Source organism: Peribacillus sp. 05N428 (genome assembly GCF_056397085.1).
Genome location: NZ_JBFTMS010000002.1, coordinates 32416 through 56203, shown reverse-complemented (window position 1 = coordinate 56203; position 23788 = coordinate 32416). Strand labels below are relative to the sequence as shown.

General features: G+C 41.8%; 18 protein-coding genes, 4 tRNA genes and 1 pseudogene. 5 read left to right on the top strand and 18 right to left on the bottom strand.

Translation table 11 applies throughout. The features are described 5' to 3' along the window. Position 1: 1 nt before the first annotated feature. The gene (locus AC1DIV_RS01965) at positions 2 to 1354 is read right to left on the bottom strand and encodes an aspartate aminotransferase family protein (RefSeq protein ID WP_048685631.1); all 1353 of its coding nucleotides are present in this window, start codon (positions 1352 to 1354) and stop codon (positions 2 to 4) included. 256 nt (positions 1355 to 1610) lie between these two features. Between AC1DIV_RS01965 and AC1DIV_RS01960 the strand changes: the two are divergent. The 4 genes and pseudogenes from AC1DIV_RS01960 to pepT all read left to right on the top strand — a co-directional run bounded on the left by AC1DIV_RS01960 (position 1611) and on the right by pepT (position 5713). Then, a pseudogene (locus tag AC1DIV_RS01960) lies at positions 1611 to 2202 on the top strand (VTC domain-containing protein). Next, positions 2199 to 2579, top strand: coding sequence for a hypothetical protein (locus AC1DIV_RS01955; protein WP_323596442.1), 381 nt, complete (start codon positions 2199 to 2201; stop codon positions 2577 to 2579). Before AC1DIV_RS01960 ends, AC1DIV_RS01955 begins: the two are co-directional and overlap by 4 nt. A gap of 292 nt (positions 2580 to 2871) precedes the next feature. After that, a complete protein-coding gene (locus AC1DIV_RS01950) occupies positions 2872 to 4335 on the top strand; it encodes an alpha-amylase (RefSeq protein ID WP_318291581.1) in 1464 nt (487 codons plus the stop codon). A 142-nt stretch (positions 4336 to 4477) separates the two neighbouring features. Further along, complete coding sequence (pepT, locus tag AC1DIV_RS01945) at positions 4478 to 5713, top strand: peptidase T (protein ID WP_340878235.1); 1236 nt, start codon at positions 4478 to 4480, stop codon at positions 5711 to 5713. Between the two features lie 63 nt (positions 5714 to 5776). Here the strand turns inward: pepT and AC1DIV_RS01940 are convergent, their stop codons facing one another. Together AC1DIV_RS01940 and AC1DIV_RS01935 are read right to left on the bottom strand one after the other, a co-directional pair. After that, the gene (locus tag AC1DIV_RS01940) at positions 5777 to 7846 is read right to left on the bottom strand and encodes a catalase (RefSeq protein ID WP_340878236.1); all 2070 of its coding nucleotides are present in this window, start codon (positions 7844 to 7846) and stop codon (positions 5777 to 5779) included. A 437-nt stretch (positions 7847 to 8283) separates the two neighbouring features. After that, entirely contained in the window at positions 8284 to 9732 is a 1449-nt protein-coding gene (locus AC1DIV_RS01935; RefSeq protein ID WP_202314933.1) for a DEAD/DEAH box helicase, read from the bottom strand. A gap of 294 nt (positions 9733 to 10026) precedes the next feature. On the opposite strand from AC1DIV_RS01935, the gene AC1DIV_RS01930 reads away from it, so the two are divergent. Further along, positions 10027 to 10359, top strand: coding sequence for a heme oxygenase (locus tag AC1DIV_RS01930; protein WP_318291585.1), 333 nt, complete (start codon positions 10027 to 10029; stop codon positions 10357 to 10359). A gap of 62 nt (positions 10360 to 10421) precedes the next feature. Here the strand turns inward: AC1DIV_RS01930 and rlmN are convergent, their stop codons facing one another. The 15 genes from rlmN to AC1DIV_RS01855 form a co-directional block, all read right to left on the bottom strand. Beyond that, positions 10422 to 11489 (bottom strand): dual-specificity RNA methyltransferase RlmN, encoded by a 1068-nt coding sequence (gene rlmN / locus AC1DIV_RS01925; RefSeq protein WP_340878239.1) that lies wholly within the window; start codon positions 11487 to 11489, stop codon positions 10422 to 10424. A gap of 81 nt (positions 11490 to 11570) precedes the next feature. After that, positions 11571 to 12050: a 23S rRNA (pseudouridine(1915)-N(3))-methyltransferase RlmH gene (gene rlmH / locus AC1DIV_RS01920; protein ID WP_034316119.1), complete on the bottom strand. Its 480-nt coding sequence runs from the start codon at positions 12048 to 12050 to the stop codon at positions 11571 to 11573. A 371-nt stretch (positions 12051 to 12421) separates the two neighbouring features. Further along, the gene (locus AC1DIV_RS01915) at positions 12422 to 12583 is read right to left on the bottom strand and encodes a CxxH/CxxC protein (protein ID WP_065310847.1); all 162 of its coding nucleotides are present in this window, start codon (positions 12581 to 12583) and stop codon (positions 12422 to 12424) included. A gap of 176 nt (positions 12584 to 12759) precedes the next feature. After that, positions 12760 to 13980, bottom strand: coding sequence for a S1C family serine protease (locus AC1DIV_RS01910; RefSeq protein WP_072272175.1), 1221 nt, complete (start codon positions 13978 to 13980; stop codon positions 12760 to 12762). A gap of 272 nt (positions 13981 to 14252) precedes the next feature. Further along, positions 14253 to 15047 (bottom strand): MBL fold metallo-hydrolase, encoded by a 795-nt coding sequence (locus AC1DIV_RS01905; protein WP_034316123.1) that lies wholly within the window; start codon positions 15045 to 15047, stop codon positions 14253 to 14255. 6 nt (positions 15048 to 15053) lie between these two features. Next, entirely contained in the window at positions 15054 to 15851 is a 798-nt protein-coding gene (locus AC1DIV_RS01900) for a two-component system regulatory protein YycI (protein WP_340878240.1), read from the bottom strand. Then, complete coding sequence (locus AC1DIV_RS01895) at positions 15838 to 17172, bottom strand: YycH family regulatory protein (RefSeq protein WP_340878241.1); 1335 nt, start codon at positions 17170 to 17172, stop codon at positions 15838 to 15840. Before AC1DIV_RS01895 ends, AC1DIV_RS01900 begins: the two co-directional genes overlap by 14 nt. Further along, a complete protein-coding gene (gene walK / locus AC1DIV_RS01890; protein WP_340878242.1) occupies positions 17169 to 19001 on the bottom strand; it encodes a cell wall metabolism sensor histidine kinase WalK in 1833 nt (610 codons plus the stop codon). Before walK ends, AC1DIV_RS01895 begins: the two co-directional genes overlap by 4 nt. Before the next feature lie 5 nt (positions 19002 to 19006). Next, complete coding sequence (gene yycF / locus AC1DIV_RS01885; RefSeq protein WP_034316131.1) at positions 19007 to 19714, bottom strand: response regulator YycF; 708 nt, start codon at positions 19712 to 19714, stop codon at positions 19007 to 19009. Positions 19715 to 19995: 281 nt separating this feature from the next. Then, positions 19996 to 21414, bottom strand: coding sequence for a peptidoglycan DD-metalloendopeptidase family protein (locus tag AC1DIV_RS01880; protein WP_340878243.1), 1419 nt, complete (start codon positions 21412 to 21414; stop codon positions 19996 to 19998). A gap of 408 nt (positions 21415 to 21822) precedes the next feature. After that, positions 21823 to 21895: transfer RNA gene (locus AC1DIV_RS01875), tRNA-Phe, on the bottom strand. Positions 21896 to 21924: 29 nt separating this feature from the next. After that, a tRNA-Asp gene (locus AC1DIV_RS01870) sits at positions 21925 to 22000 on the bottom strand. 23 nt (positions 22001 to 22023) lie between these two features. Then, positions 22024 to 22095, bottom strand: a tRNA-Glu gene (locus AC1DIV_RS01865). 8 nt (positions 22096 to 22103) lie between these two features. Beyond that, a tRNA-Lys gene (locus tag AC1DIV_RS01860) sits at positions 22104 to 22179 on the bottom strand. A gap of 278 nt (positions 22180 to 22457) precedes the next feature. Continuing rightward, entirely contained in the window at positions 22458 to 23750 is a 1293-nt protein-coding gene (locus AC1DIV_RS01855; RefSeq protein WP_477575687.1) for an adenylosuccinate synthase, read from the bottom strand. Between the last annotated feature and the right edge of the window lie 38 nt (positions 23751 to 23788).

The following is a 23788-nucleotide window of genomic DNA, read 5'->3' as shown; positions in this document are numbered from 1 at the left end:
TTCACCCTCTTGCAACAGCTGCACGAACAGCTTGTTCAAAAATTGCAGTGGCCTCGCGAAGCTGGGATTCCGTTACGATCAATGGAGGCAAGAACCTCACTACACTTCCATGTCTGCCGCCAACTTCCAGAATCAACCCTCTTTGAAAACATTCCTGTTGAATGGCACTGGCAAGTTGCGAATCAGCAGGATGGCTTCCATTCGCATTTTGCGGTTCTTCATGATTGATCATTTCTACTCCGACCATTAATCCCCGGCCCCTGACATCGCCGATCTGCTTAATATCTTTTTGCAAATCTTTAAGAATATCCTTTAAGAGTTCTCCCATTTTAGCGGCATGCTCCACAAGATTCGTCTCTTTCATGAATTTTAAAGTAGCAGTTCCTGCTGCCATCGCCATTTGATTTCCGCGGAACGTACCGATATGTGCACCTGGTGACCATAGGTCCAGCTCTTTGTTATAAATCACCACCGATAATGGAAGACTTCCGCCTATTGCTTTGGATAGGACAAGTACGTCCGGGACGATTCCTGCATGTTCAAACGCAAACATCTTCCCTGTACGGCCGATACCTGATTGAACTTCGTCGATAATAAGCGGGATGCCCTTCTCCTTCGTTATTCTTCTGATTTCCTTAAGCCATGGAATTGGAGCTGGTATGGAACCTCCCTCGCCTTGTACTGCCTCCAAAATCATCCCTGCAGGTGCCAATAATCCTGATTCGGGATCATTCAATAGATTTTCGATATACTGGCTGCTGATTTTATGGCTTTCTTCTCCCCCTACTCCGAAGGGACAGCGATATTGATAGGGATACGGCAGGAATTGCACATCTGGCATTAACCCTTGGATTTTTTCCTTTGGTTTTGTATTGCCGCTGATTGACATCGTTGCATGCGTTGCCCCATGGTAAGCTCCCTGGAAAGATAAAATGCTTCTGTTGCCTGTCGCTGTCTTAACCAGTTTAAGTGCTGCCTCGATGGCATCTCCGCCAGTAGGGCCGCAGAATTGAATTTTTGCATTTTTTCTGAATTCCTCTGGCAGGCATTCAAAAATTTCATCGACGAATTGTTCTTTGATCGGCGTCGTAAAGTCCAATGTATGTAAAGGACGTTTATCCTTAATAACTTTTTCCATCGCTTCAAGCACTGCCGGATGATTGTGTCCGAGTGCTAATGTTCCAGCCCCGGCAAGAAAATCAATATATCGTTTTCCATCCATGTCTGTCAGGTAAATTCCCTCCGCCTGATCGATCGCCATGGGTAATCTTCTAGGATAAGATCGGGCATTTGATTCCCTTGTATTTTGTTGTTCCAGTAGTTGGTCATTTTTCGTAAGCGTGTTCGTTATCATAGTGAACCTCCATGTACTGAATTAATTGAGAATAATTATCATTATTGTGTAACCTATTCTAATGATAATGATAATTATTCTCAATGAGTAAATTCACTCATTTTTCTTCTAGTAAATTCCAATAAAATTAAGAAAAGGTTAAAACTGGGGCCTACTCTCTATTAATCTATTGAACATAAAAATGTTGTTAAGGTTTTATTAAGATTCTGTTTATAAGCTGAATGCAGTCAAAAATCAAGGAAAAGGAGGAACAACAATGAATGGTTTAAAGGGAAGGCGGGAACTCAAACATGCAATCACCAAAGCAGATTGTCATTTATTAAGAAAAAACCTGCAAAACTTCATGAGGCTTGATCCGCATGGGCTGGATGGGAAATATTTAATTCGAAGTGTCTATTTCGATAACTTTGACAATAAAATCCTGCGGCAAAAAACAGAGGGATTTTATCACAGGGATTAGTTCAGGGGACATACATTGGATGTCCGGGGATTCAAGGGATATCCTTAGGGACTTATATGTTCAAATGACCCTTTTCCAAATCAAGCCGACAACCGTCGTTGACTATGAAAGGGAGGTATTCATCTATGAATATGGAAATGTGCTTGTCACCTTTGACAGTAATGTGAAAACGAGCTATCGGGATACGGACTTCCTGAATCCCGAATTAATCATGGTTGATGCTTTAGACCCAGATTGTGTCATCCTGGAAATAAAGTTCGACGAATTTCTTCCGGATATCATCAAACAATTGTTATCCATCATCGATACTAGAAAAACAGCCTTTTCAAAATACCAATTAAGCAGAAGATACGGATTGCCACAGATTTTTTCGCTGAAGAAAATATGACAGCAATGACCACTGAAATTTCTACATTGATCACACCATATGTGAAAAAGGATCCAACCAAGTTTTATACAATGGACGAGTATACAGAAGCAACGGCAAGCGAGGAAACCCTGGTTGACTTCGCTGTCCAACGTGCTGAATCGATCTTGGCGCAGCTTTCTGGAGACCTGGTTGTGGAGGCCGAGACAGAAAGCAGTATGGGCGGCGGAGAGAATGATGCACCTCCTGGTATAGACGGGAACATGAGCCAAAAGGGGGCAGGCAACAACAGCAGCTCCTCCAAAGATACGATCATTCTATCTTCCGTGCTCCTACTCTTATTAATCGGTGCAATGGCTTTCGCCCACTTCTTTAAACGAAGAGGTAAAAAAGGATAGTAGACTTACGAAAAATTGAGGTATCCCAAAATTCGGGATGCCTTTTTTGAATTGGCGTATAGCCTTTTTCGGGTTATTCCTCCACATTTGATTAATTTTTAACTGCTAATCAATATAAAATACCCTTATTTGGTATAAAATAGTAAAATAGAGAGGTAAATGAACCTCAATCAAGAGGGTTATTCACTTGTTTATCATTTGATTTTAGTGGGTAAAGAATTCCATTATTACTTTATCCGATTGCATTAGTTTCACTTTTTTTAAAATCGGGTCGGTGTCAGGGGGGAAACGGATGAAAAGAAATCATACGATGATGCAATTTTTTGAGTGGCATCTTGAGGCAGATGGTTCTCATTGGGACAGATTGAAATACGCAGCCTCCAAGTTAAAGGATATAGGAATTGACTGCGTTTGGCTTCCGCCAGTTACCAAAGGGCAATCCGTTGGGGATAATGGATATGGAATATATGACGGTTACGATTTGGGGGAATTTGACCAAAAAGGAACAGTTCGTACCAAATACGGGACCAAAGATGAATTGCTGCAAGCAATAGCCACTTGCCATAACTACGGACTTTGCGTTTATATTGATTTAGTCATGAACCATAAAGCAGGAGCTGATGGAACCGAAAAATTTGAAGTGATTGAAGTCAATCCAGACAACCGGATGGAAGATATCTCAGAACCATTTGAAATGGAAGGCTGGACAAAATTCGATTTTCCGGGCCGTAAAAATAAATACTCTGACTTTAAGTGGAACCATACTCATTTTAATGGTACAGACTATGATGCCGAAAACGACAAAATGGGTGTATTTCGAATCACAGGCGAAAATAAGCACTGGAATCCGCATGTCATCGATGAATTCGGAAACTATGATTATTTAATGTTTGCCAACATCGATTACAGCCTGCCGGAAGTTCGTCAGGAAATGATTAGCTGGGGAAAATGGATGGTTGATACGTTAAAGTGTGATGGTTTTCGTTTGGACGCCGTTAAGCATATCGATTATGAATTCATCAATGAATTTCTCCAAGAACTCATTCCATATACAAAGGAACATTTCTTCATGGTCGGCGAATTTTGGAAGGCGGATGTTAAAGCTTGTCAAACTTACTTAGAGCAAACCAATCATGACCTCAACTTGTTCGATGTTTCCCTGCATTATAAATTTCATGAGGCCTCAAAAGCAGGAGCAGACTTCGACCTCTCAACCATCTTTGATGATACCCTCGTCCAAACCAATCCGGCACAGGCCGTCACTTTTGTTGACAACCATGACTCCCAGCCTCATGAATCACTGGAATCTTGGGTAAAGGACTGGTTCAAACCATCGGCATATGCACTTACCCTGCTTAGACTTTGCGGTTATCCGTGTGTCTTTTACGGGGACTATTATGGAATCGGCGGACCCTCTCCCGTGCCTGGGAAAAAGGATATCCTGGATCGCCTACTATATGCCAGGTATGAAAAAGCTTACGGAGAACAGACCGACTACTTTGATGATCCAAATACGATAGGATGGGTCCGGCACGGAGTTGAAGAACTAGAAGGCTCGGGGTGTGCCGTCATTATCTCCAATGGAGATCACAACAGTGAAAAAAGGATGTTCGTCGGTGAACATCGTGCTGGTGAAATCTGGATTGATTTAACATGTCATAAAGATGACCACATTACCATTGAAGATGATGGTTTTGCGACCTTCCCCGTTCATGGGAAAAGCGTTTCCGTATGGGCCTTGAATAATCCACTCTAAAAAGGGATGGCAAAGAACGGCATGTCGCTTTCAGATATGCCGTTCTTTGCTGATGACACCGCCCTTGAAGATTTGAAATAAAGATAATTTTTCCATTTTAATTAATCATGGTAAGATAAGGGAGAAAGGAGTTGAAGGAAAAGTGAAAAATGAAATCATTGAAAGATTCACTTCTTATGTGAAAGTGGATACCCAATCAAATGAGGAAAATCCCTCATGCCCCTCTACACCCGGACAGCTGACATTGGCAAATGCATTGGTCAAGGAACTTCAATCCATTGGGATGAAGGAAGTGACAATGGATCAGAACGGCTATGTCATGGCAACCTTGCCAGCCAATTCAAATAAGGATGTCCCGACAATCGGTTTCTTGGCCCATGTCGATACAGCAACGGATTTCACCGGAAAAGATGTAAAACCGCAAATCGTTGACAACTATGATGGTAAAGATCTTACTTTACATGAAAAATTGGATGTCATTCTTTCACCTGATGATTTTCCTTCGCTTAAGAACTATATAGGGCATACCTTGATTACAACAGATGGGACAACCCTGTTGGGAGCAGATAATAAGGCTGGAATTGCCGAAATCATGACTGCCATGGATTATTTGATCCAGCATCCGGAAATCAAGCATGGAAAAATCCGTGTTGCCTTTACTCCCGATGAGGAAATCGGCAGGGGACCCCATAAGTTTGATGTAGATGCCTTTGATGCCCAATTTGCCTACACCGTGGACGGTGGCCCGCTTGGAGAACTTGAGTATGAGAGCTTCAATGCAGCATCGGCCAAAATCCTGATCAAAGGGACGAATATTCATCCTGGAACGGCTAAAGGAAAAATGGTGAATTCGGCAAAAATCGCCATGGAATTCCATAATAAGCTCCCAGCGGCAGAAGCACCGGAATATACGGAGGGTTACGAAGGATTTTATCATCTGCTTTCCTTTCATGGTGATGTGGAAGAGACCAAACTTTCTTACATCATCAGGGATTTCGACCGCCAAAAATTCAATGAACGCAAGGAATATATAACAAAAGTAATCGAGGATTTAAAAGAAAAATATGGGCAAAACCGAATCCAGCTCGAATTACACGACCAATACTTCAACATGAAGGAAAAAATTGAGCCCGTGAAGGAAATCGTGGATATCGCCTATGAAGCAATGGAAAAACTCGATATAAAACCGCAAATCTCGCCAATACGCGGTGGTACGGACGGATCTCAATTATCGTATATGGGCCTGCCAACACCCAACATCTTTACGGGCGGGGAGAACTTTCATGGAAAATATGAATTTATTTCCGTTGATAATATGATATTGGCCACTAAGGTGATCGTTGGCATTGCATCACTTTTTGAAGAAAAAGCAAAGTAGCTTGATACGAAATATCTATTGAATAAACCCCCAGACTTCAAGTCTGGGGGTTTTCAATAGATATTAAGCGCGTTTCCAGTGACGGTGCTTGGCAATTGCCTCGATAAAGGCAGAACCGCTATTTTTATCCGTAACAGCTACAATGCCTGAAGCTGGATCATTGGAAATGATGCCTGCCTTCGATAAGATCTCGGCCCCTTCTTTTCCCGCACCAATCGCTTTGAAATGATTGTAGGCTTCATCAACAAAGTAAATGGGTTCCTTGGATGCCATTAAAGCATCGACACTCCCCTGCCCCCCTGCCACATATACAGCATCGAAAAGTACCGAATCGGCTGTCAGGAATGTCTGGTTCACCTCGACCTGCTGCCCTTCAGAACTTGTAACCACTCCACGATTATGACTGATGAATTCAGCCGTTATACCTGCCGATTTAAATGATTCCAAGACTTGATTAACCTCTGAACCGTTGAAACCATCTGCAGCCAAGATAGCCACTTTTCTTGTTGCGGCCGTGTTCACTTTCATTTGCTCCTGGCTTAAAGCTGGAGAAGCCAAGTCCATTTGAACCTCACTTTTGTTGGCTGGAGGATTCACGCCCACTCCCATGGCGATCGTTTTGGCCAGTTCAACATCCACATTGCTGAACATCTCGACAATTTGCTGCTGAACATCCTTACTTTTCACTTTTCCCACTTCAAAGTGGAAAGCCTGAATAATATGCTCCTTCTCCACTTCCGTCATGCTATTCCAAAATAGTTTAGCTTGGCTGTAATGATCCTTGAAGCTTTCACTGCGCTGCCGGACCTTCCTGCCATCGACCTTCTCCTGGTAATGTGCATAGCCGCCTTCTCCTTCCGCAGCAGGTTCAGGAGAGTTGCCTGCAAGGGAATTTTTGTGGTAGCTGACCGGCCCTGGATTTATTGACATCCGGTGCATGCCATCGCGCTGATTATTATGAACGGGGGCAACCGTCCTATTAATCGGTAGCTCATGGAAGTTCGGTCCTCCCAATCTGGATAGCTGGGTATCGGTGTATGAGAATAAACGTCCCTGAAGCAGCGGATCATTTGAAAAATCAATACCCGGTACAACATGCCCCGGATGGAAAGCTATCTGTTCCGTCTCTGCAAAAAAGTTATCCGTATTTTGGTTCAAAACCATTTTTCCGATTATTTTAACCGGGATTTGTTCTTCCGGCCATAGTTTAGTAGGATCAAGGATATCAAAGTCGAATTTGAATTCATCTTCTTCCTTAATCATTTGGACGCCAAATTCAAATTCAGGATAATTCCCGGTATCTATCGCTTCCCACAGATCTTGGCGGTGAAAATCGGGATTCTTCCCTGCAATTTTCTGTGCCTCATCCCAGACAAGTGATTTTACTCCCAGTACAGGCTTCCAATGGAATTTAACAAAATGGGCCACGCCTTGTTCATTTACAAAACGGAATGTATGGACACCAAACCCTTCCATCATACGGAAGCTTCTAGGTATGGCCCTATCAGATAGGTGCCACATGACCATATGTGCCGTTTCTTCATTGTTGGCGACGAAATCCCAAAACGTATCATGGGCAGATGCCGCCTGAGGTATTTCGTTATGAGGCTCCGGTTTAACCGCATGAATTAAATCCGGGAACTTAATGGCATCCTGGATAAAAAATACCGGAATATTATTTCCGACCAAATCATAGTTTCCTTCCTCCGTATAAAACTTTGTGGAAAATCCCCTTACATCACGGACCGAGTCTGCCGATCCGCGGGAACCTGCCACAGTGGAGTAACGAACGAATACTGGTGTCTTCACTGAAGGGTCTTGAAGAAACTTGGCTTTTGTATATTCGGTCATCGGTTCATATACCTGAAAATATCCATGTGCACCAGATCCACGCGCATGGACAATCCGCTCAGGAATACGCTCATGGTCAAAATGAGTCATTTTTTCACGAAAATGAAAATCCTCCATCAAAGTTGGACCACGGGTTCCCGCTTTCAAAGAATGCTCATCCTCAGAAACTCGCAAACCTTGGTTAGTCGTCATCTTTTTCCCATTATCGTCCACTCGATATTGATCCAGCTGCCGCTGCTTACTTTGCTCATCGATTCTTCCGCTTTCATTTGCTTTCGTCATCCCACTCAATCCCTCCATGTCTAAGAATTCAGATTAAATCGTGTTGTTTGTCTACAGGATCGTTGACTTCCACTTCAGGCACTCGCTTTTCCCGCAGGAGTCTCGCACCTTACGTTCCAATCAACTTTGTTTTAAAATTGGATAAACCCCTTTTTTCTACAAACAGATGTATTTATTGTTTCGAAATAATTGCATGATCCTTCCTCATATACCACTCTGTTTTGACGGTTAAACAGAATTTGGAGAAAGAATCTTAACCTCCTCATAAACAAAAAAACTACTATTTCAGTGAGGACGGATCATGTAGGGGGAGGGCGAATTATCTGTGTGTAGGTCGAATTTCCCCCCGGTGGGTCGAAAAGTTCCTGTCCCAAGTCATATAAAAAAGAAGCGGGAAGACCGATTTTCGGTCTTCCCGCTTCTTTCATTCGACACCTTTAGTTCTTAAAGGCCTCTGAAACCTTCAAAAGCTTGCCTTTCACTTTAGTATTTTTCATCACTTTCAAGACAAGCGGTCCCTTTTCATTCAATATTTCCACATAAGAAACATTATCCTGGATCGTAATGATCCCGATGTCCTCTGCATTCACTCCATCAATCTTTGCGATGGTTCCGACAAAATCCACAGCCCTGAGTTTCTTTTTCTTGCCGCCATTAAAATACAGCTTCATGATTTGTTTATTCAATTGTTCACTTTTATCTTTCTTGATTTTTGGACGGGCTTCCAATTTGGCTTCGAATTCCATTTTTTTATTGGAGACTTCCTCTTTAGATGGAGCAGTCATCTTAGGGATTTCAAAACCGATATATTCTTGGATCTCGGTAAGGAATTTGTCTTCGTACGGCGTCACAAAAGTAATGGCTTTTCCTTTTTTACCGGCACGGCCCGTTCTTCCCGTTCGATGTACGTAACTTTCCTTTTCCAATGGCAGGTCATAGTTAATTACATGGGTTATATTGTCGATGTCAATTCCACGGGCAGCAACATCTGTTGCAACCAAATAGCGGAATTCACCTCTTCTGAATTCATTCATCACTGCAAGGCGATCTTCCTGAAGCATGCCGCCGTGAATCATATCACACGGATATTCCAGTTCCAGCAGCTGTTCACATACTTGATCCACCCTATCTTTCGTCCGGCAAAAAATGATGCAGCTATCGGGGTTTTCCGTGATGGTTACGTCTCTAAGCAGGGAAAACTTATCATCTTCTTTCACTTCTATAAGGGCATGTTCAATTTTCTCCGTCGTTAAACCCTTTGCTTTGATTTCAATATCCAAAGGATCTTTCATATATTGCTTGCATAGTTTTTTTATACTCTCAGGTAATGTAGCAGAGAACAGCATGGTTACTCTATCTTTCGGAAGCTCCTTAATAATGGCTTCCACTTGTTCGATGAAGCCCATATTCAGCATTTCATCCGCTTCGTCAATAACTAAATGAGTTAAGCGTTCCAAGGCGAATGTCCCTTTCTCAATATGATCCAGAACACGCCCCGGGGTTCCGACGACTACATGGCTTTTTTGTTTCAATTCCGCTTTTTGCAGTGCGAATGGATGTTTTCCATAAACGGCAGTAGCCTTTATCCTCTTAAATCTGCCAATATTCGTAATATCCTCTTTTACCTGCACGGCGAGCTCACGTGTCGGTGTTAAAATAAGCGCCTGAGGCTTATTCTCTTCCCAATCGACCATTTCGCAGATCGGTATGCCGAATGAAGCGGTCTTGCCGCTTCCTGTTTGCGATTTAACGACAAGATCCCGCTTTTTCAGCGCCACTGGAATCACTTCACGCTGTACTTCGGTTGGACGTTGATATCCCAAGCTTTCTAATGCCCTAACAATTTCATCGCTTAATGTATAATCAGTAAAACTCAATTCATTCATATAACAGCCTCTTTTGTTGTTTAGTATGTTGCTTTATTGTTCCCATAATCGTAATTTCCTTATACAGAGTTCTATTATACGCGATATGAATCGATAAACCTTGTAATATCCAAATTCAATTGTTCTATTTCAATATAATGAAACATCCGTCTTCATTAAAACAATGTCTTCAGGGCCCCATGATTGGAGTTAATCAAAATGGACCCTGCTTCTTTCAATATGCTAAAATATGTATGAAATTGCGGAAATAAAGGGCGTATATTCCAAACCGATGGCCAAAAGGAGGACTCATTTATGATAATCGTAACGAATAGAATCAGAGTCAAAAAAGGGATGGGTGCAGTCATGGCCCCAGGATTTACTGCACCAGGACCACTTGATACGATGGAAGGCTTCGTAAAAGTTGAAGTATTATTAACGCAGAATTTGACGGATCACGATGAACTGAGCGTTAATATGTACTGGGAAAACCTTGATAACTTTACGGCTTGGAGAAATAGCGATGCATTCAAATCTGCACATAAACGGCCTGAATCAGGTTCCGGCGAAGCAAAAAAAGAATCTCCAATTCTAGGCAGCGAGCTTACAACGTATGAAGTCGCCTCGGTAAAGGAAATAGCTAAATAATGAAATTACACAAAAAAGAGGCCGCAAAATATGCGTCCTCTTTTTGTTTTTTCTTAATGAGTTTACTTAGCTTCGGCTTTTTTGATTTGTTTACTTCTAAGCTGACCGCAAGCCGCATCAATATCCGTTCCATGTTCTTGGCGGATTTTACAATTGATGCCTCTCTTTTTCAGCGTATCATAAAACGAAAGAACGGACTCTTTATCACTTCTTTGGTATTGGCTATGCTCATCTACTGGATTATATGGGATCAGGTTGACATAGAGACGATGTTTTTTGTCATCAAGAAGATCGGCAAGTTGCTCGGCTTCTTCTTGATGGTCATTGACATCTTTCAATAGGATATATTCGATCGTAATTCTCCTATTCGTTTTCTCTAAATAATAATCAAGAGATTTCATCAATTTTTCTATCGGGATGCCTCGGTTTATCTTCATGATTTGCGTCCTGAGCTCATTATTCGGCGCATGCAATGAGATGGCCAGATTCACCTGTAATTGGGTATCGGTGAATTCATAGATCTTATGGGCAAGGCCGCTTGTCGAAACAGTAATGCGCCTGCCCGCGATAGCAAGACCCTTATGGTCCATGAGCACTTTCAAAAAGTCTAACATATTTTCAAAGTTATCGAACGGTTCGCCAATGCCCATTACAACAACATGGCTTACAACCTCACCTTGTTCCAATTTATCCAGATGCAGTTGAACGTTCATGATTTGTTCCACTATCTCCCCGCTGGATAAATCACGGCTTTTGGCCAATAATCCACTGGCACAGAAACTGCAGCCAATATTACAGCCCACTTGGGTGGTGACACAAACCGAAATTCCGTATTTATGTCTCATCATAACCGTTTCGATAAGGTTGCCATCCTGTAATTTAAACAGAAACTTGATCGTACCATCCGCTGCTTCTTGCTTGACGTGCTCAGTCAAAGTCTGGATGACAAAGTGCTCATCAAGTAATTTTATGCACTCTTTATTAACATCCGTCATTTCAGAGAAACTCGTCACACGTGTTCTATAAAGCCACTCCCAGACTTGGGAAGCTCTGAATTTTTTATGGCCATGGTCTGAAAGCCACGCTGTCAATTGTTCGAATGTTAAACCATAAATGGACTCTTTATTCATTCGTTACCCTCTTTTCATTACAGTAAGATTTAATACTTTAACCCATTACATTAAGGGGAGCTCCCCCGGAATCAGTCTCTATCATTTATGATATGGTTCATTTCTATTTATCCGAAAAGCCCGATATATTTGCTCCACAAGAACCAATTTCATTAATTGATGCGGAAAGGTCATTTTCGAGAAGGAAAGGGCATAATCGCTTCTTGATAACACCTCTGTGCCAAGTCCAAGCGACCCGCCAATAATAAAGGCAATTTTGCTCTTTCCATAGGTGGCGAGCTGATCCATATGAGTGGCCAGCTGTTCTGAAGTAAGCTGTTTTCCATTGATCTCAAGCGTTATTACGTAGGTGTCCGGGCTGACTTTGGCCAGGATTCGTTCACCCTCCTTTTGCTTTACAATGTCCATGTCCGCTGTACTCAGGTTCTCCGGAGCCTTTTCATCCGGTACTTCCACAAGTTCTATATTAGCATAGGCGCTTAACCTTTTTGTATATTCAGCAATTCCTTGCTTTAAGTATTTTTCCTTTAGCTTGCCAACAGTAATAATCGTTATTTTCATATATATCCTCTAGCTTTCATTATGTTTTTACTATCAATTGTTGGATTTGCCTACCTATTATCATACCTTACAGTGACCTATAAGCAAAACAAGCATATCCTTTCCAATTTTTAATGCTTTTATAATAAAAACCGCTGCCCCTGAAAGCGGCAACGGTAACTTTCATTATTGAAAAATTCGGCTGGACTTAGTTCCAATCCGAACAATTATCTTGATTATTCGTACTACCAAATGCTTGGATCTAAACCATTCCACCCGCCGCTTTACTCTTCGGAAAATGTTAAGAACAGGTTAAGAACAGGTTACAAACATGTTATCCACAAAAGTTATCCACATATCCACAAAATCTATCCACATCTTGTATGGGAATATTAGTTCCCTACTAGATATATTGCCACGTTTCGACAATATTCACAGGTTGTTGATAACTGATTTTCTTCGGGAACAAGCGTTAAAACAGGATAGGTTTCACATTCGTATACCACTTCATCCAGCGCCATGTCCACATGTTCCTGACAGCAATATAATTTCATCTTTCATATCTCCTTTCCCATTCATTATTCCCAGTACTTCCATTCCCAATTATCCACAAGTCACTTGAGATCTTTAATTTCAGTTTATATCCACAGGTAATCGTAACAAAAAATAAGAAAAGCGCAAGGAAATAGAAAGGACAGGAGGCATTTTCTACCCCCTGTCCTTTTGTGCTTTAAATTTCGCTGCTTGAAAGCGTGACTTCCGTTGTTTCTTTCTTTCCGTCACGGTAATAAATGATTTTAACTTTATCACCGACTTGTTTTTCATTGTAAAGGTATTTTCTTAATTCCACGACATCATGGATTTTTTCATTATCCATTCCAACTACGACGTCAAATTCCTTCAATCCTGCTTTGGATGCTGGAGAGTTGCTTTGAACGCCTGTTATCGCAACGCCAGAAGTAACTTTCCTTGGCAGCTTTAATGTATTTTGTTGATGATATTGGGAAATTTCTTCTACAGATGCCAGGTTAACACCCAAGAAAGCACGTTTCACTTCACCAAATTCCTCTATATCATTAATAATCGGGATCACTGAATCGATCGGAATGGAAAGACCGATTCCTTCCACTGCATTTTCTGCAATCTTCATCGAATTTATTCCGATGACCTGCCCTGACATATTAACGAGTGCCCCTCCGCTGTTACCTGGATTAATCGCCGCATCGGTCTGGATGACCTCTGCATTCCAATCCACTTGTCCGTCCTCATTGATATCCACCTCTATCGTGCGCTCCAAACCGGAGATGATCCCTTGTGTGATCGACCCGGAGAATTGAAGGCCTAATGGATTACCAATGGCAATGACGGGCTCGCCAGGTTTCAATTTGCCGGAGTTTCCGAATTCAGCTATGGTTTTGATTTTTTCACCATTAACGACAATGACGGCTAAATCTGTCCATGGGTCACTGCCTTGTAGTTCAGCTGGCAATTTAGTGCCATCACTTAATGTCACTTCAAGTTCATTAGCTCCTTCAATGACGTGATTATTCGTGACGATATAGGCCTTGCCCCCATCTTTCTTGTAGACGACTCCAGATCCTGTGCCGGCTTCTGCCGAACTGTCCTCGGCGTTGCTCCCTTGACCCCAGAAGTTCGTTTCCTGAATGTTAGTGATGCCGACCACTGCGTCGCTGGCTTTATCAACGGCATTGGTGACGGCACTTGTTACATCAAGAGTAAGGTTTTGCTGGGACTGCTCCGTGGTCTTTCTCTCCGTTGATTTTTCCGTTGTTATTTCGTTTTCATCGTTATTTAACAGTCCGCTTCCCGGAAAGGCTAATAAAATAAGTAAGGCCCCGATGATGGCGCCCCCCAAGCCTGCTAGAAAATAGCTCGTATGGCTTTTTTTCCGTTTATTTTGGTTCTCATCATTCTGATCATAATAACCCAAGACCGCCCCATCCTCTCATTTTAGGAATGTATTATAGCAATTCTATTGTTTGGTATCCTCCCTCAATTATACTCAATTACCGAAATTTTTCTAAAAAAATGCATGCTTAATTTAAGGGGCAACATAAAATTGACTAGTATCAGCCCTTTTCCTTTTACCTATACAGTTCTAACCAAACGATACCCCTTTTAATCCGATTCGTAACTTACGAATCGAAATTTTTTAAAAATAAAAAAGGAATGAACAAGGTATCCCTCATCCATTCCTTTCATTTATAATGTAACAAGTTCCGTTGGTCTTTTCGGGTCAGTATCATATAAGGAAAATTGTTCACCCACGATGATCCCCTTTGTCTTTAACGTCTGTTCCACCGACATTCTTGCTAGATCCTTCATATTGTTATCAAGGCTTAAGTGGGCCAAGTAAATCCGCTTGGTCTTATCACCGGCCACTTCGCTCATTGCAAGGGCAGCGTCTTCATTACAAACATGTCCGACATCACTTAAAATCCGGCGCTTGATGCTCCATGGATATTTTCCCATCCTCAGCATGGACACATCATGGTTACTTTCAAATACATAGGCATCGGCATTTGAGATGATTCCTTTCATCCGATCGCTTACGTACCCTGTATCGGTAATGACCACAAGTTTCTTATCTTCATGATGAAAGACGTAAAACATTGGCTCTGCCGCATCATGTGAAACGCCGAAAGATTCTATATCAAGGCTGCCGAACGTTTTGACCTGTTCCATTTCAAATGTGAATTTTTGTTCGGTTGCAATTTCACCGATCGATCGCTCCATGGCATTCCATGTTTTTGCATTCGCATATATCGGGAGTTTATGTTTTCTGGCAACCACGCCAAGACCTTTAATATGGTCGCTGTGTTCATGGGTAACAAGGATACCGGATAGCTTGGACATATCACGGCCTATATCCTGAAATAATGCTTCCAGGGCTTTACCGCTTAAGCCGGCATCGACGAGGAATGATTGATCCTCCGTTTCCACGAAAAAGGCATTTCCTGTACTCCCGCTTGCGAGAACACTAAAATGCATTGTCATCTATACTCACTCCAGTATTTTTTCTTCTGTATTCAATTCAATGACCTCTTTATCAAAAGCATTCACGAAGAGATCCGTTTCGTCATCAATGACCACCCACCATGTTGGCACAAGTAAATGTGACACAGATGTCGTCTGCAGCGAATTGTAATATCCCAATTTTACATTCGTGACTTTACTTTTGGGATCAATATCACCATTGTCATACAATGCTCCAATAGCAGTTATAGCAGATTCCAATTCTTTAGGTTTATTGAATTTTTCGATCCCCTCTAAATACATCTGTTCATAGGAAACGATTTCACCCTTCTTGTTCAGATATAGAGTGACCTTCCCTTTACTATTATTAAAAAACATCTTTTTATCTGCCACTTGATAGCAGATGATGGTCTGGCTGATTTCATCATAGCTCCAAAAATGATATTCATTTCCATTTAATATATACTCCTTCAGGAATATATCAAGGTCTGCAGCATGAATTTCCGATTTCATGCCAACCGGTGTTTTAAATGTACCAACAAGCTTCTTATCATCGATGATTTTTGCATTTTGATTTTTCAGGTGCTGAATATCTTTCTTCTCGAAAGTCTTGCTTTGGGCAATCAGGAATTGATCCTTCAACTTTTGTTTCGGAAGTTGGGTTTCTATTGAAATCTCATCTTCTTTCAACAGTTCTTCCGTAGTGGACTCCGTGAAACTTTCATATTGGGAGTCATTAATCTTTTCCAGGAATTGATAAAGAAGAAAAATATTCAAAACGAAGAAAACCATGATGAAAATTGACTTTGTATTATTCCAATCCACTTCGATCGCCTCCCGTGTCATCAAAAGGCACAATAAACCATTTATCGCCGATACGATAATACCAAGTGGGCTCGAGTGTAACTAGAGTTACAAGTTTGGAATCCAGGGATTTATCCAATCTATAGCCTATCGAGATGTCCTCCACGCTATTGAAATCGACATTATCTTTCGATTTCAGCTGATTCACTACTTCTTTACCGCTTGGTAAAGTCTTTGCCGATCCTACTGACGGGAGGACTGAATCAAGTTTAAAATATGGACGGTCATAGCTATAAATTTCTTCTTTCCCCCAAATTTGCTCGATTTCCGTCATTCCAGATTCATTGAAGGCCGGATAACCATTCACGAATAAGCGGAATACCACTCGTTGTTCATTCTCCGACATATAGGCAAAGCGGTAATTGTTATTTTCCCAACCTGCATGTTCATTGATGAAATCAATGCTTTTTTGCAAAAGGTCACTGGAACTGCCAAATGACTTGCTCTTTTGTGCCGGATTGATATAAGAAATTAGGTAATTGTCTTTATTGACCGTCATCAGTCTTGTTCCATCCGTGTATTCCTCACCGACCGAAACGGGTTCCTGTCGTACATACTTCGGATTAATAAATAGAGCGCTTTTAAGGTCTCCAATATCCAAATAGTCGATATAATATTCAAGTCTATTGATCTCCACTGGGTTTTCCGGGACGAACAGCGTCCTTTTGCTGTTTATCGTTTCGGCCGTGTATTCAGGGTGCTTATCGTAAGAACCCCGATAAAATGAATCCATGAAATTCCTTAGTTTTTTAGAGTCGACCATACCTTGATAAATCTTCCTCTGATCGTAAGAAACAAAATAAACGGCAGATTCATTACCACTGATGTTCTTTTGTTTAATGATGATTCGATCAAACCAAAATTCAGGCACTTCCTTATCCGTTATATTCAATACCGTTTTATAAAGAGAGATGGGAATATCATCGGAAAATTCGATTTCAATCGATCCATCTTCATGGACAAAATCGTCAAATTTCCTTTGCAGCCTGTTTACGGATATCTCTTTTATGCCTCTAAAACGCCATTGCGAAAATTCTTTTTCCATTTCATTGATTTCTGCCGGATTGGAAGTCTGGAAATGCTGCCCATTGCCATGGAAAAGGATACTGACTGGTTTAATGACATCACTGACAATCTGGACATCGCTTTTAATCTTTATGAATTCCGACGATTGTTCAAATGGATCATACTCAGGCTCGTACGTCCAAATGCTCCATGTCAAAAATATGCTTGTCCCAACCAAAATAATCAGTATTATACTTTTTGCACGTTCAAAATTCATGACCAATCATCCTCTTCTTCCTGTTCGTAAGGAAGTGTAAAGAACACGGTAGTTCCTTTTCCATCCACACTTTCCGCCCATATTTTCCCTCCATGCGCCACGACCATCTCTTTTGCAATCGCTAAACCAAGCCCTGTCCCGCCTAAGTTACGGGCCCTTGCTTTATCCACACGGTAGAAGCGGTCGAATATTTTATCAATGACGTTTTTCGGGATACCCACTCCTTGATCTGTAATGCTCACAATGATAAAGCCATCAGATGCCCTGACGCGGAAAGTCACTTGACCCCCTTCAGGTGAGTACTTTAATGAGTTGGAGATTATATTATAGAGAACCTGGGTGATTTTATCTTCATCAATATCCACAAAATAAGCTTCCTTCGGCAAATCACGCTTAAACGTGATGTCATCATTTTTCGACATTTCAAAACGATCGATGATGTGGTCATAGAATTTATTGAAATTCACCCAGCCTGTTTTAAGCCTATAATCTTTACTGTCCATTTTCGAAAGCTGTAACAGATCATTAACAAGCCTGATCATTCGCTCCGTTTCATTTTGGGTCACACTTAAAAACGATGGAGCGATTTCCTCGTCCTTCCATGCACCTTCAGCCAACGCCTCCAGGTAACTTCTCATCGTCGTTAGCGGAGTTCGCAGTTCATGTGATACATTGGCAACGAATTCCCTGCGTTCGCTCTCGATTTTTTCCTGCTCTGTTATATCATGCAAAACAGTGATCAAACCATTAACGAATCCCGTTTCCTTTTGAATGACCGAAAAGTTCCCCCTCAAAACGAAAGGATGATTTTTTTTGCTGTAATCAAGGATAATGGACTCTCGCTCTTCCAGTAAATCCTCAAATTTATATTCTTCTTCAAGACCCAAAACCTCAATGATCGGTTGGTTCATGACGGTTTCACTCGAGACATTCAATAATTGTGCCGCCGGTTCATTAATCAAGTTCACCCGACCGCGCCTGTCCGTTGAAATTACGCCATCCGTCATATTGGCAAGGACAGATGATAGCTTTCGCCGCTCTCCTTCTGTGCTTGATTGTGACTCTTGGAGTTTTTTGGTCAAATTATTGAAAGTGACGGCAAGCTGGCCAATTTCATCATCGCCATATACCCTGACTTTTCTGGAGAAATTCCCTTTTGCCATCACAAGGGCCTGTTTTCTCATATCAGACATGGGTCTAGTGATCGTTCGTGCGAGCAGGATCCCCAAGATGGCCGTAATGACCAGAGCGATGGCCGTACCCGTCATGAAGATGCTATTGATTTCATCCATCTGCTCAAAGACATTCTCCATCTCGGCTATTACATAGACGGCGCCAATGACCTCCCCATTTGCTTCAATGGGTGTCGAAAGGACCCAGAGCCGCCTGCCTGTTTTCTTATCGCGAAATATATCACTATCTTCTTTTCCAAAAGTGAGCGTATTCTTAATGAGGACCTCTGTCGTCTTCTTCCCTACAATATCCTGGTTACCTCGGGCTGAAGTTCCGATCACGCGTCTGCTGCGGGTGTCGATGACACGTACTTCCGAAATATCATTCGATGAATTATCCCGGTCTTTCAATATCGCATCAATCGCTTCTTCGAGGGTCGGATCTTCCTCTCCCCTCTCTTTTTCCATTTCTTCACCAATACTGTAGGTAAGCAGGTTAACGTGACCTTTTATTGATTTCGTAAAGTTCCCGACAAGATTTTCTTCCAATTCCCCAACAAAATATACCCCGATTATTTGCATCGCCACGAAAATGAGCAGTACATAAATCAGAACAAATTTAAAATGAATTGAGCGAAAAAAACCAACCTTTTTCATAGAAACTACTCCTGTTCAGGGTTACGCAGGTAATAACCGACCCCTCTTCTAGTTACAATCCAGCCAGGATGGCTTGGATTGTCTTCAATCTTCTCACGAAGACGTCTGACCGTTACATCGACCGTCCGCACATCACCAAAATAATCATAGCCCCACACGGTTTGTAATAAGTGCTCCCTTGTCATGACCTGACCGATGTGCTTCGCTAAGTAATGAAGCAACTCAAATTCACGATGCGTCAATTCTATCGTATCGCCACGCTTGGATACCACATAGGCATCCGGATGGATAGTGAGCGTGCCTATCGTAATTTCCTTCGGTTCATTTTCTTGATCGGGAACCGGAACAGCTTGCTGACGTCTAAGGTTCGCCTTAACGCGGGCAATTATTTCCCGGGTACTAAATGGCTTTGTCACATAGTCGTCTGCACCAAGCTCCAATCCTAACACCTTATCTATCTCCGAGTCTTTTGCCGTTAGCATGATGATCGGCGTCTCATACTTCTTCCTTACTTCCCTGCATACTTCCATCCCATCGCGCTGCGGCAGCATGATATCAAGTAAAATCAAATCAGGTTGCCGTTCTTCCACCATTTTGAGGGCTTCATTGCCATCATAAGCACAAAAAACTTCGTAGCCTTCTTTTTTTAGATTGAATTGTAATATATCAGCAATTGGCTTTTCGTCATCCACTACCAGAATCTTTTTATCCATGTACTTATCTCCTTTTTAATAACTGAACTGAATCTATTAAAAACCGTGTCCTTATCCGGGACCTTATTCACTTTTCCTTCTGCTTGCACAAAGCTTCGCAACCTAGTTTCAGCAAAGTTACATATATATACCCAATAAAAGGGGCTGAACACTGGAATGAAAGCAAATTGTCTCTATTCTACTTTATCATTTTATAGGCATTAAATCACCTTTTTCCTATTATTCTCATCTATTAATGAAGCAGAAGAAGTCTTCGAATAATTTTCGAAGACTTCCATCGATTACTGACTTATATAGTTTAGCGGATTAACGAGGGACCCGTTTTTATATATTTCAAAATGGAGGTGGACACCGGTCGAGTGACCTGTTGAACCCATCATGCCAATTTTCATGCCTTTTTCAATCTTCTGTCCCGCTTTTACATCTATTGAATCCAAATGGGCATACACTGTCTTATACCCATTATTATGATTGATCGTTATCTTATTTCCATATCCTCCGGAATTCCCGGCAGTTTCGATTATCCCATGATCTGCTGCAGTTATGGTCATGGTGGCTGGCCGTGCAATATCGATACCTTTATGAAGTTTCCCCCAGCGCTGGCCCTGCTTACTGGAAATATAGCCCCCATCTGCAGGCCATGAATATGTACCGCTGCCCTGTGAAGGTATGACCTTGGTGCCTTTTCTGGTGATTTCCGTTTTAGCTTCTTCCGTGACTTCTTTTTTTACGATCGACTCACTGATTTTCTTTCCATTTGTTTCAGATACATTATAGGTGAACGCAAGAATCCCCTCATTCCCCATTTGTTCAGTAATGAGTTCGCCCTTTGGAAGTTCGTCATCCTCCTTCACTTTCTTTTCAAAAGGAATCCTCTCTTCCTTTAATACTTCTCTTTCTACCATTACGTTCACATAGGGGGTACGCTGGGTCACATAGAGACGCTCGCCCTCTTTAACACCTTTGTCCTCATCCTGTCCCGGATTCAGCTCCAGCAGTTGATCCAGGTCCATATCATGGCTAGTGGCAATGGCTTCAAGATCTTCATCTTCCTTAGCCTCATAGATCGTCGTTTCTTCCTTCCCTTCTTCTATCATGGAAAGGGTTTTATCGACACTCTTGATTTCGTCTGGATATACCATTGTCTCTTTAAACGTAACGGGAAGTGAAAATTCGATGTCGAGAATTCTGCTTCCTGGCTCTTTTAACGAATCGGCTTCTTTTTCACTTTCTTTTTTACCTGATTCGTATTCAGCGTATTCCTCTTCATTTACATATAATAAAGTGATTTTCTCCAGAACATCCTCTGCATCTTCCTTTGACGCAACATAAGCGACCGCCTGGTTATCTATGTCGATTTCATACGCCTCGGCCTTCACATTCAACTGATCTTGAATTCCCTTAACAGCCTGATCCTCTTTAACATCTTCATCGAATACCTCTTCAGGTACGAACTTCAGCTGTGTCTCCTTATCGAATGTAAAATCAGGATAATCTTCCTGTGCTTCCTCTACCTTTTCGGCTACGATGTTTTCGATTTCCGTTTCATCCGTTACACTGCCGACGAACTCATCGTTAAGATAAACATGCTGTATGGTTGTAGTTTCCGATATCCCAGCAGCAGTTACCCGATTGCCCGCAAGCACCAAAATGACGGAAACCATCAACAGGATGATCCCCTTGCCTTTTGAGCTAAACATATATTGTCCTCCTTAACGGCTCAGTCACCAATTAAGAAACTAATCAAATTTATTTGAGATTTATTAGTCCAATTTAAATATCCAGATACTTATGACTGATTTCTATAATGATTTTTATCACTCATAACTCTACCATATTAAGAAAAAAAACAAGAAACAGACTTCATAATGTAATAGAACTGTATAAATGGTGACAACTTGTACCAATAGATATGGTAATGGGGACAGTTCAATAAACTGCAGAAAAAGGAGTGGGCCTAAGCCCAGCAAGGGTAAAAGAGGGTTATATCCCGAATTGGCCGAAAATGGTATGTTACAAAACGTTAACAATCTATTACAAGATTTCATTCAGAATCCTCTAGACGCATAACAAAAAAACGCCCTAAAGGAAAGGCGTTTATACAAGGATGGCTCAGGACGGAATCGAACCGCCGACACAAGGATTTTCAGTCCTTTGCTCTACCGACTGAGCTACTGAGCCAAATATTCTATTTTAGAATAAAAATAAAATGGCGGTCCCGACGGGAATCGAACCCGCGATCTCCTGCGTGACAGGCAGGCATGTTAACCGCTACACCACGGGACCAGTAAAGCATATATATAAAGAAGTGACCCATACGGGATTCGAACCCGTGTTACCGCCGTGAAAGGGCGGTGTCTTAACCGCTTGACCAATGGGCCGAAAAAAATGGTGAGCCATGAAGGATTCGAACCTTCGACCCTCTGATTAAAAGTCAGATGCTCTACCAACTGAGCTAATGGCTCGTTCTAATGAAATGTTTCTTTGCTGGATGTTAACTTACCATCTGCAGCTTGTTAATGGCTTGTTCTATTGTGACGACGCTTTTGATAATATCATGGTTCTTATAGTTTAGGCAATAGTTTTTTGAAATAAAATTATTTTTTTCTTATTTTTTTTATTTTCCCTATAGTTTTTATCCACATTCACTCGGTATCCCGGACCTCCCGAACGTGACATATAATGCATCGATCTTAAAAATGAAAGAAGAGCCGGCAAAAAAAGCCAGCTCCTTTTTCATGAATTACGCTAGACGCCAAGGGCTTCTCACGACATTTGTTTGGTTACGGTCAGGACCGACAGAGAAAGTGGTCAAAGGAATGCCTACCAATTGAGATACGCGCTCTACATAGTGGCGAGCGTTCTCTGGAAGCTCATCCAATGATTTGCAGCCTGTGATGTCTTCTGACCAGCCTGGCAGCTCTTCATAGACTGGTTTACATTCGCCAATCGCTTTCAAAGTCGCTGGTACCTCATGAATGATTTCGCCTTTGTATTCATAGGCCACACAAATTTTGACCGTATCAAGACCTGATAATACGTCAATCGAGTTCAATGATAAATCGGTAATCCCGCTGACACGGCGAGCATGGCGAACGACAACAGCGTCAAACCAGCCTACACGGCGCGGTCTGCCTGTAGTTGTACCATATTCACGGCCAATTTCCCGGATTAGGTTACCGACTTCATCATGCAATTCTGTAGGGAAAGGACCATCGCCCACACGGCTTGTGTATGCTTTACATACTCCAACCACATGGTTGATCTTCGTAGGACCTACACCCGAACCGATTGTAACTCCACCTGCAACCGGGTTGGAAGAAGTGACGAATGGGTATGTTCCTTGATCGATATCAAGCATGACACCTTGTGCTCCTTCGAATAATACCCGTTTTCCTTCATCAAGTGCGTCATTCAATACAACGGATGTATCACATACATATTTCTGCACTTGTTGTCCGTACTCATAGTATTCTTCCAAGATATCTTCGATTTTGAAACCTTCCGTTTCATAGAAACGTTCGAACATACGGTTTTTTTCGACAAGATTTTGAGACAATTTTTCCTCGAAAATTTCACGGTCCAAAAGGTCTGCCATGCGGATTCCGTTACGAGCAGCTTTGTCCATATATGCAGGGCCGATTCCCTTTTTAGTCGTTCCAATTTTGTTGGCGCCTTTACGGTCTTCTTCGACTTCATCCAATTTGATATGGTAAGGAAGAATGACATGTGCACGATTCGAGATACGAAGATTATCCGTACTCACCCCATGGCTATGTAAATAAGCAAGCTCCTCTACAAGAGCTTTTGGATCAACTACCATACCGTTTCCAATGACACAAATCTTATCACTATAAAAAATCCCTGACGGAATTAAATGCAGTTTATAGGTAACGCCGTTAAATTTAATTGTATGCCCTGCATTATTCCCACCTTGATAACGAGCGATGGCTTCCGCATTCTGGGATAGAAAATCTGTTATTTTACCTTTACCTTCGTCTCCCCATTGTGTACCGACTACTACAACTGATGACATCTGAATAAAGCACCTCCAAAGGTTCACGTAATACCGAT

What these genes read in the sequence shown, in the direction of transcription:
- AC1DIV_RS01965 (WP_048685631.1), bottom strand. Translation starts at nt 1,354, where the DNA reads ATGATAACGAACACGCTTACGAAAAATGACCAACTACTGGAACAACAA.
- AC1DIV_RS01955 (WP_323596442.1), top strand. Translation starts at nt 2,199, where the DNA reads ATGACAGCAATGACCACTGAAATTTCTACATTGATCACACCATATGTG.
- AC1DIV_RS01950 (WP_318291581.1), top strand. Translation starts at nt 2,872, where the DNA reads ATGAAAAGAAATCATACGATGATGCAATTTTTTGAGTGGCATCTTGAG.
- AC1DIV_RS01940 (WP_340878236.1), bottom strand. Translation starts at nt 7,846, where the DNA reads ATGACGAAAGCAAATGAAAGCGGAAGAATCGATGAGCAAAGTAAGCAG.
- AC1DIV_RS01935 (WP_202314933.1), bottom strand. Translation starts at nt 9,732, where the DNA reads ATGAATGAATTGAGTTTTACTGATTATACATTAAGCGATGAAATTGTT.
- AC1DIV_RS01930 (WP_318291585.1), top strand. Translation starts at nt 10,027, where the DNA reads ATGATAATCGTAACGAATAGAATCAGAGTCAAAAAAGGGATGGGTGCA.
- rlmN (WP_340878239.1), bottom strand. Translation starts at nt 11,489, where the DNA reads ATGAATAAAGAGTCCATTTATGGTTTAACATTCGAACAATTGACAGCG.
- rlmH (WP_034316119.1), bottom strand. Translation starts at nt 12,050, where the DNA reads ATGAAAATAACGATTATTACTGTTGGCAAGCTAAAGGAAAAATACTTA.
- AC1DIV_RS01915 (WP_065310847.1), bottom strand. Translation starts at nt 12,583, where the DNA reads ATGAAATTATATTGCTGTCAGGAACATGTGGACATGGCGCTGGATGAA.
- AC1DIV_RS01905 (WP_034316123.1), bottom strand. Translation starts at nt 15,047, where the DNA reads ATGACAATGCATTTTAGTGTTCTCGCAAGCGGGAGTACAGGAAATGCC.
- AC1DIV_RS01895 (WP_340878241.1), bottom strand. Translation starts at nt 17,172, where the DNA reads ATGAATTTTGAACGTGCAAAAAGTATAATACTGATTATTTTGGTTGGG.
- walK (WP_340878242.1), bottom strand. Translation starts at nt 19,001, where the DNA reads ATGAAAAAGGTTGGTTTTTTTCGCTCAATTCATTTTAAATTTGTTCTG.
- yycF (WP_034316131.1), bottom strand. Translation starts at nt 19,714, where the DNA reads ATGGATAAAAAGATTCTGGTAGTGGATGACGAAAAGCCAATTGCTGAT.
- AC1DIV_RS01880 (WP_340878243.1), bottom strand. Translation starts at nt 21,414, where the DNA reads ATGTTTAGCTCAAAAGGCAAGGGGATCATCCTGTTGATGGTTTCCGTC.
- AC1DIV_RS01855 (WP_477575687.1), bottom strand. Translation starts at nt 23,750, where the DNA reads ATGTCATCAGTTGTAGTAGTCGGTACACAATGGGGAGACGAAGGTAAA.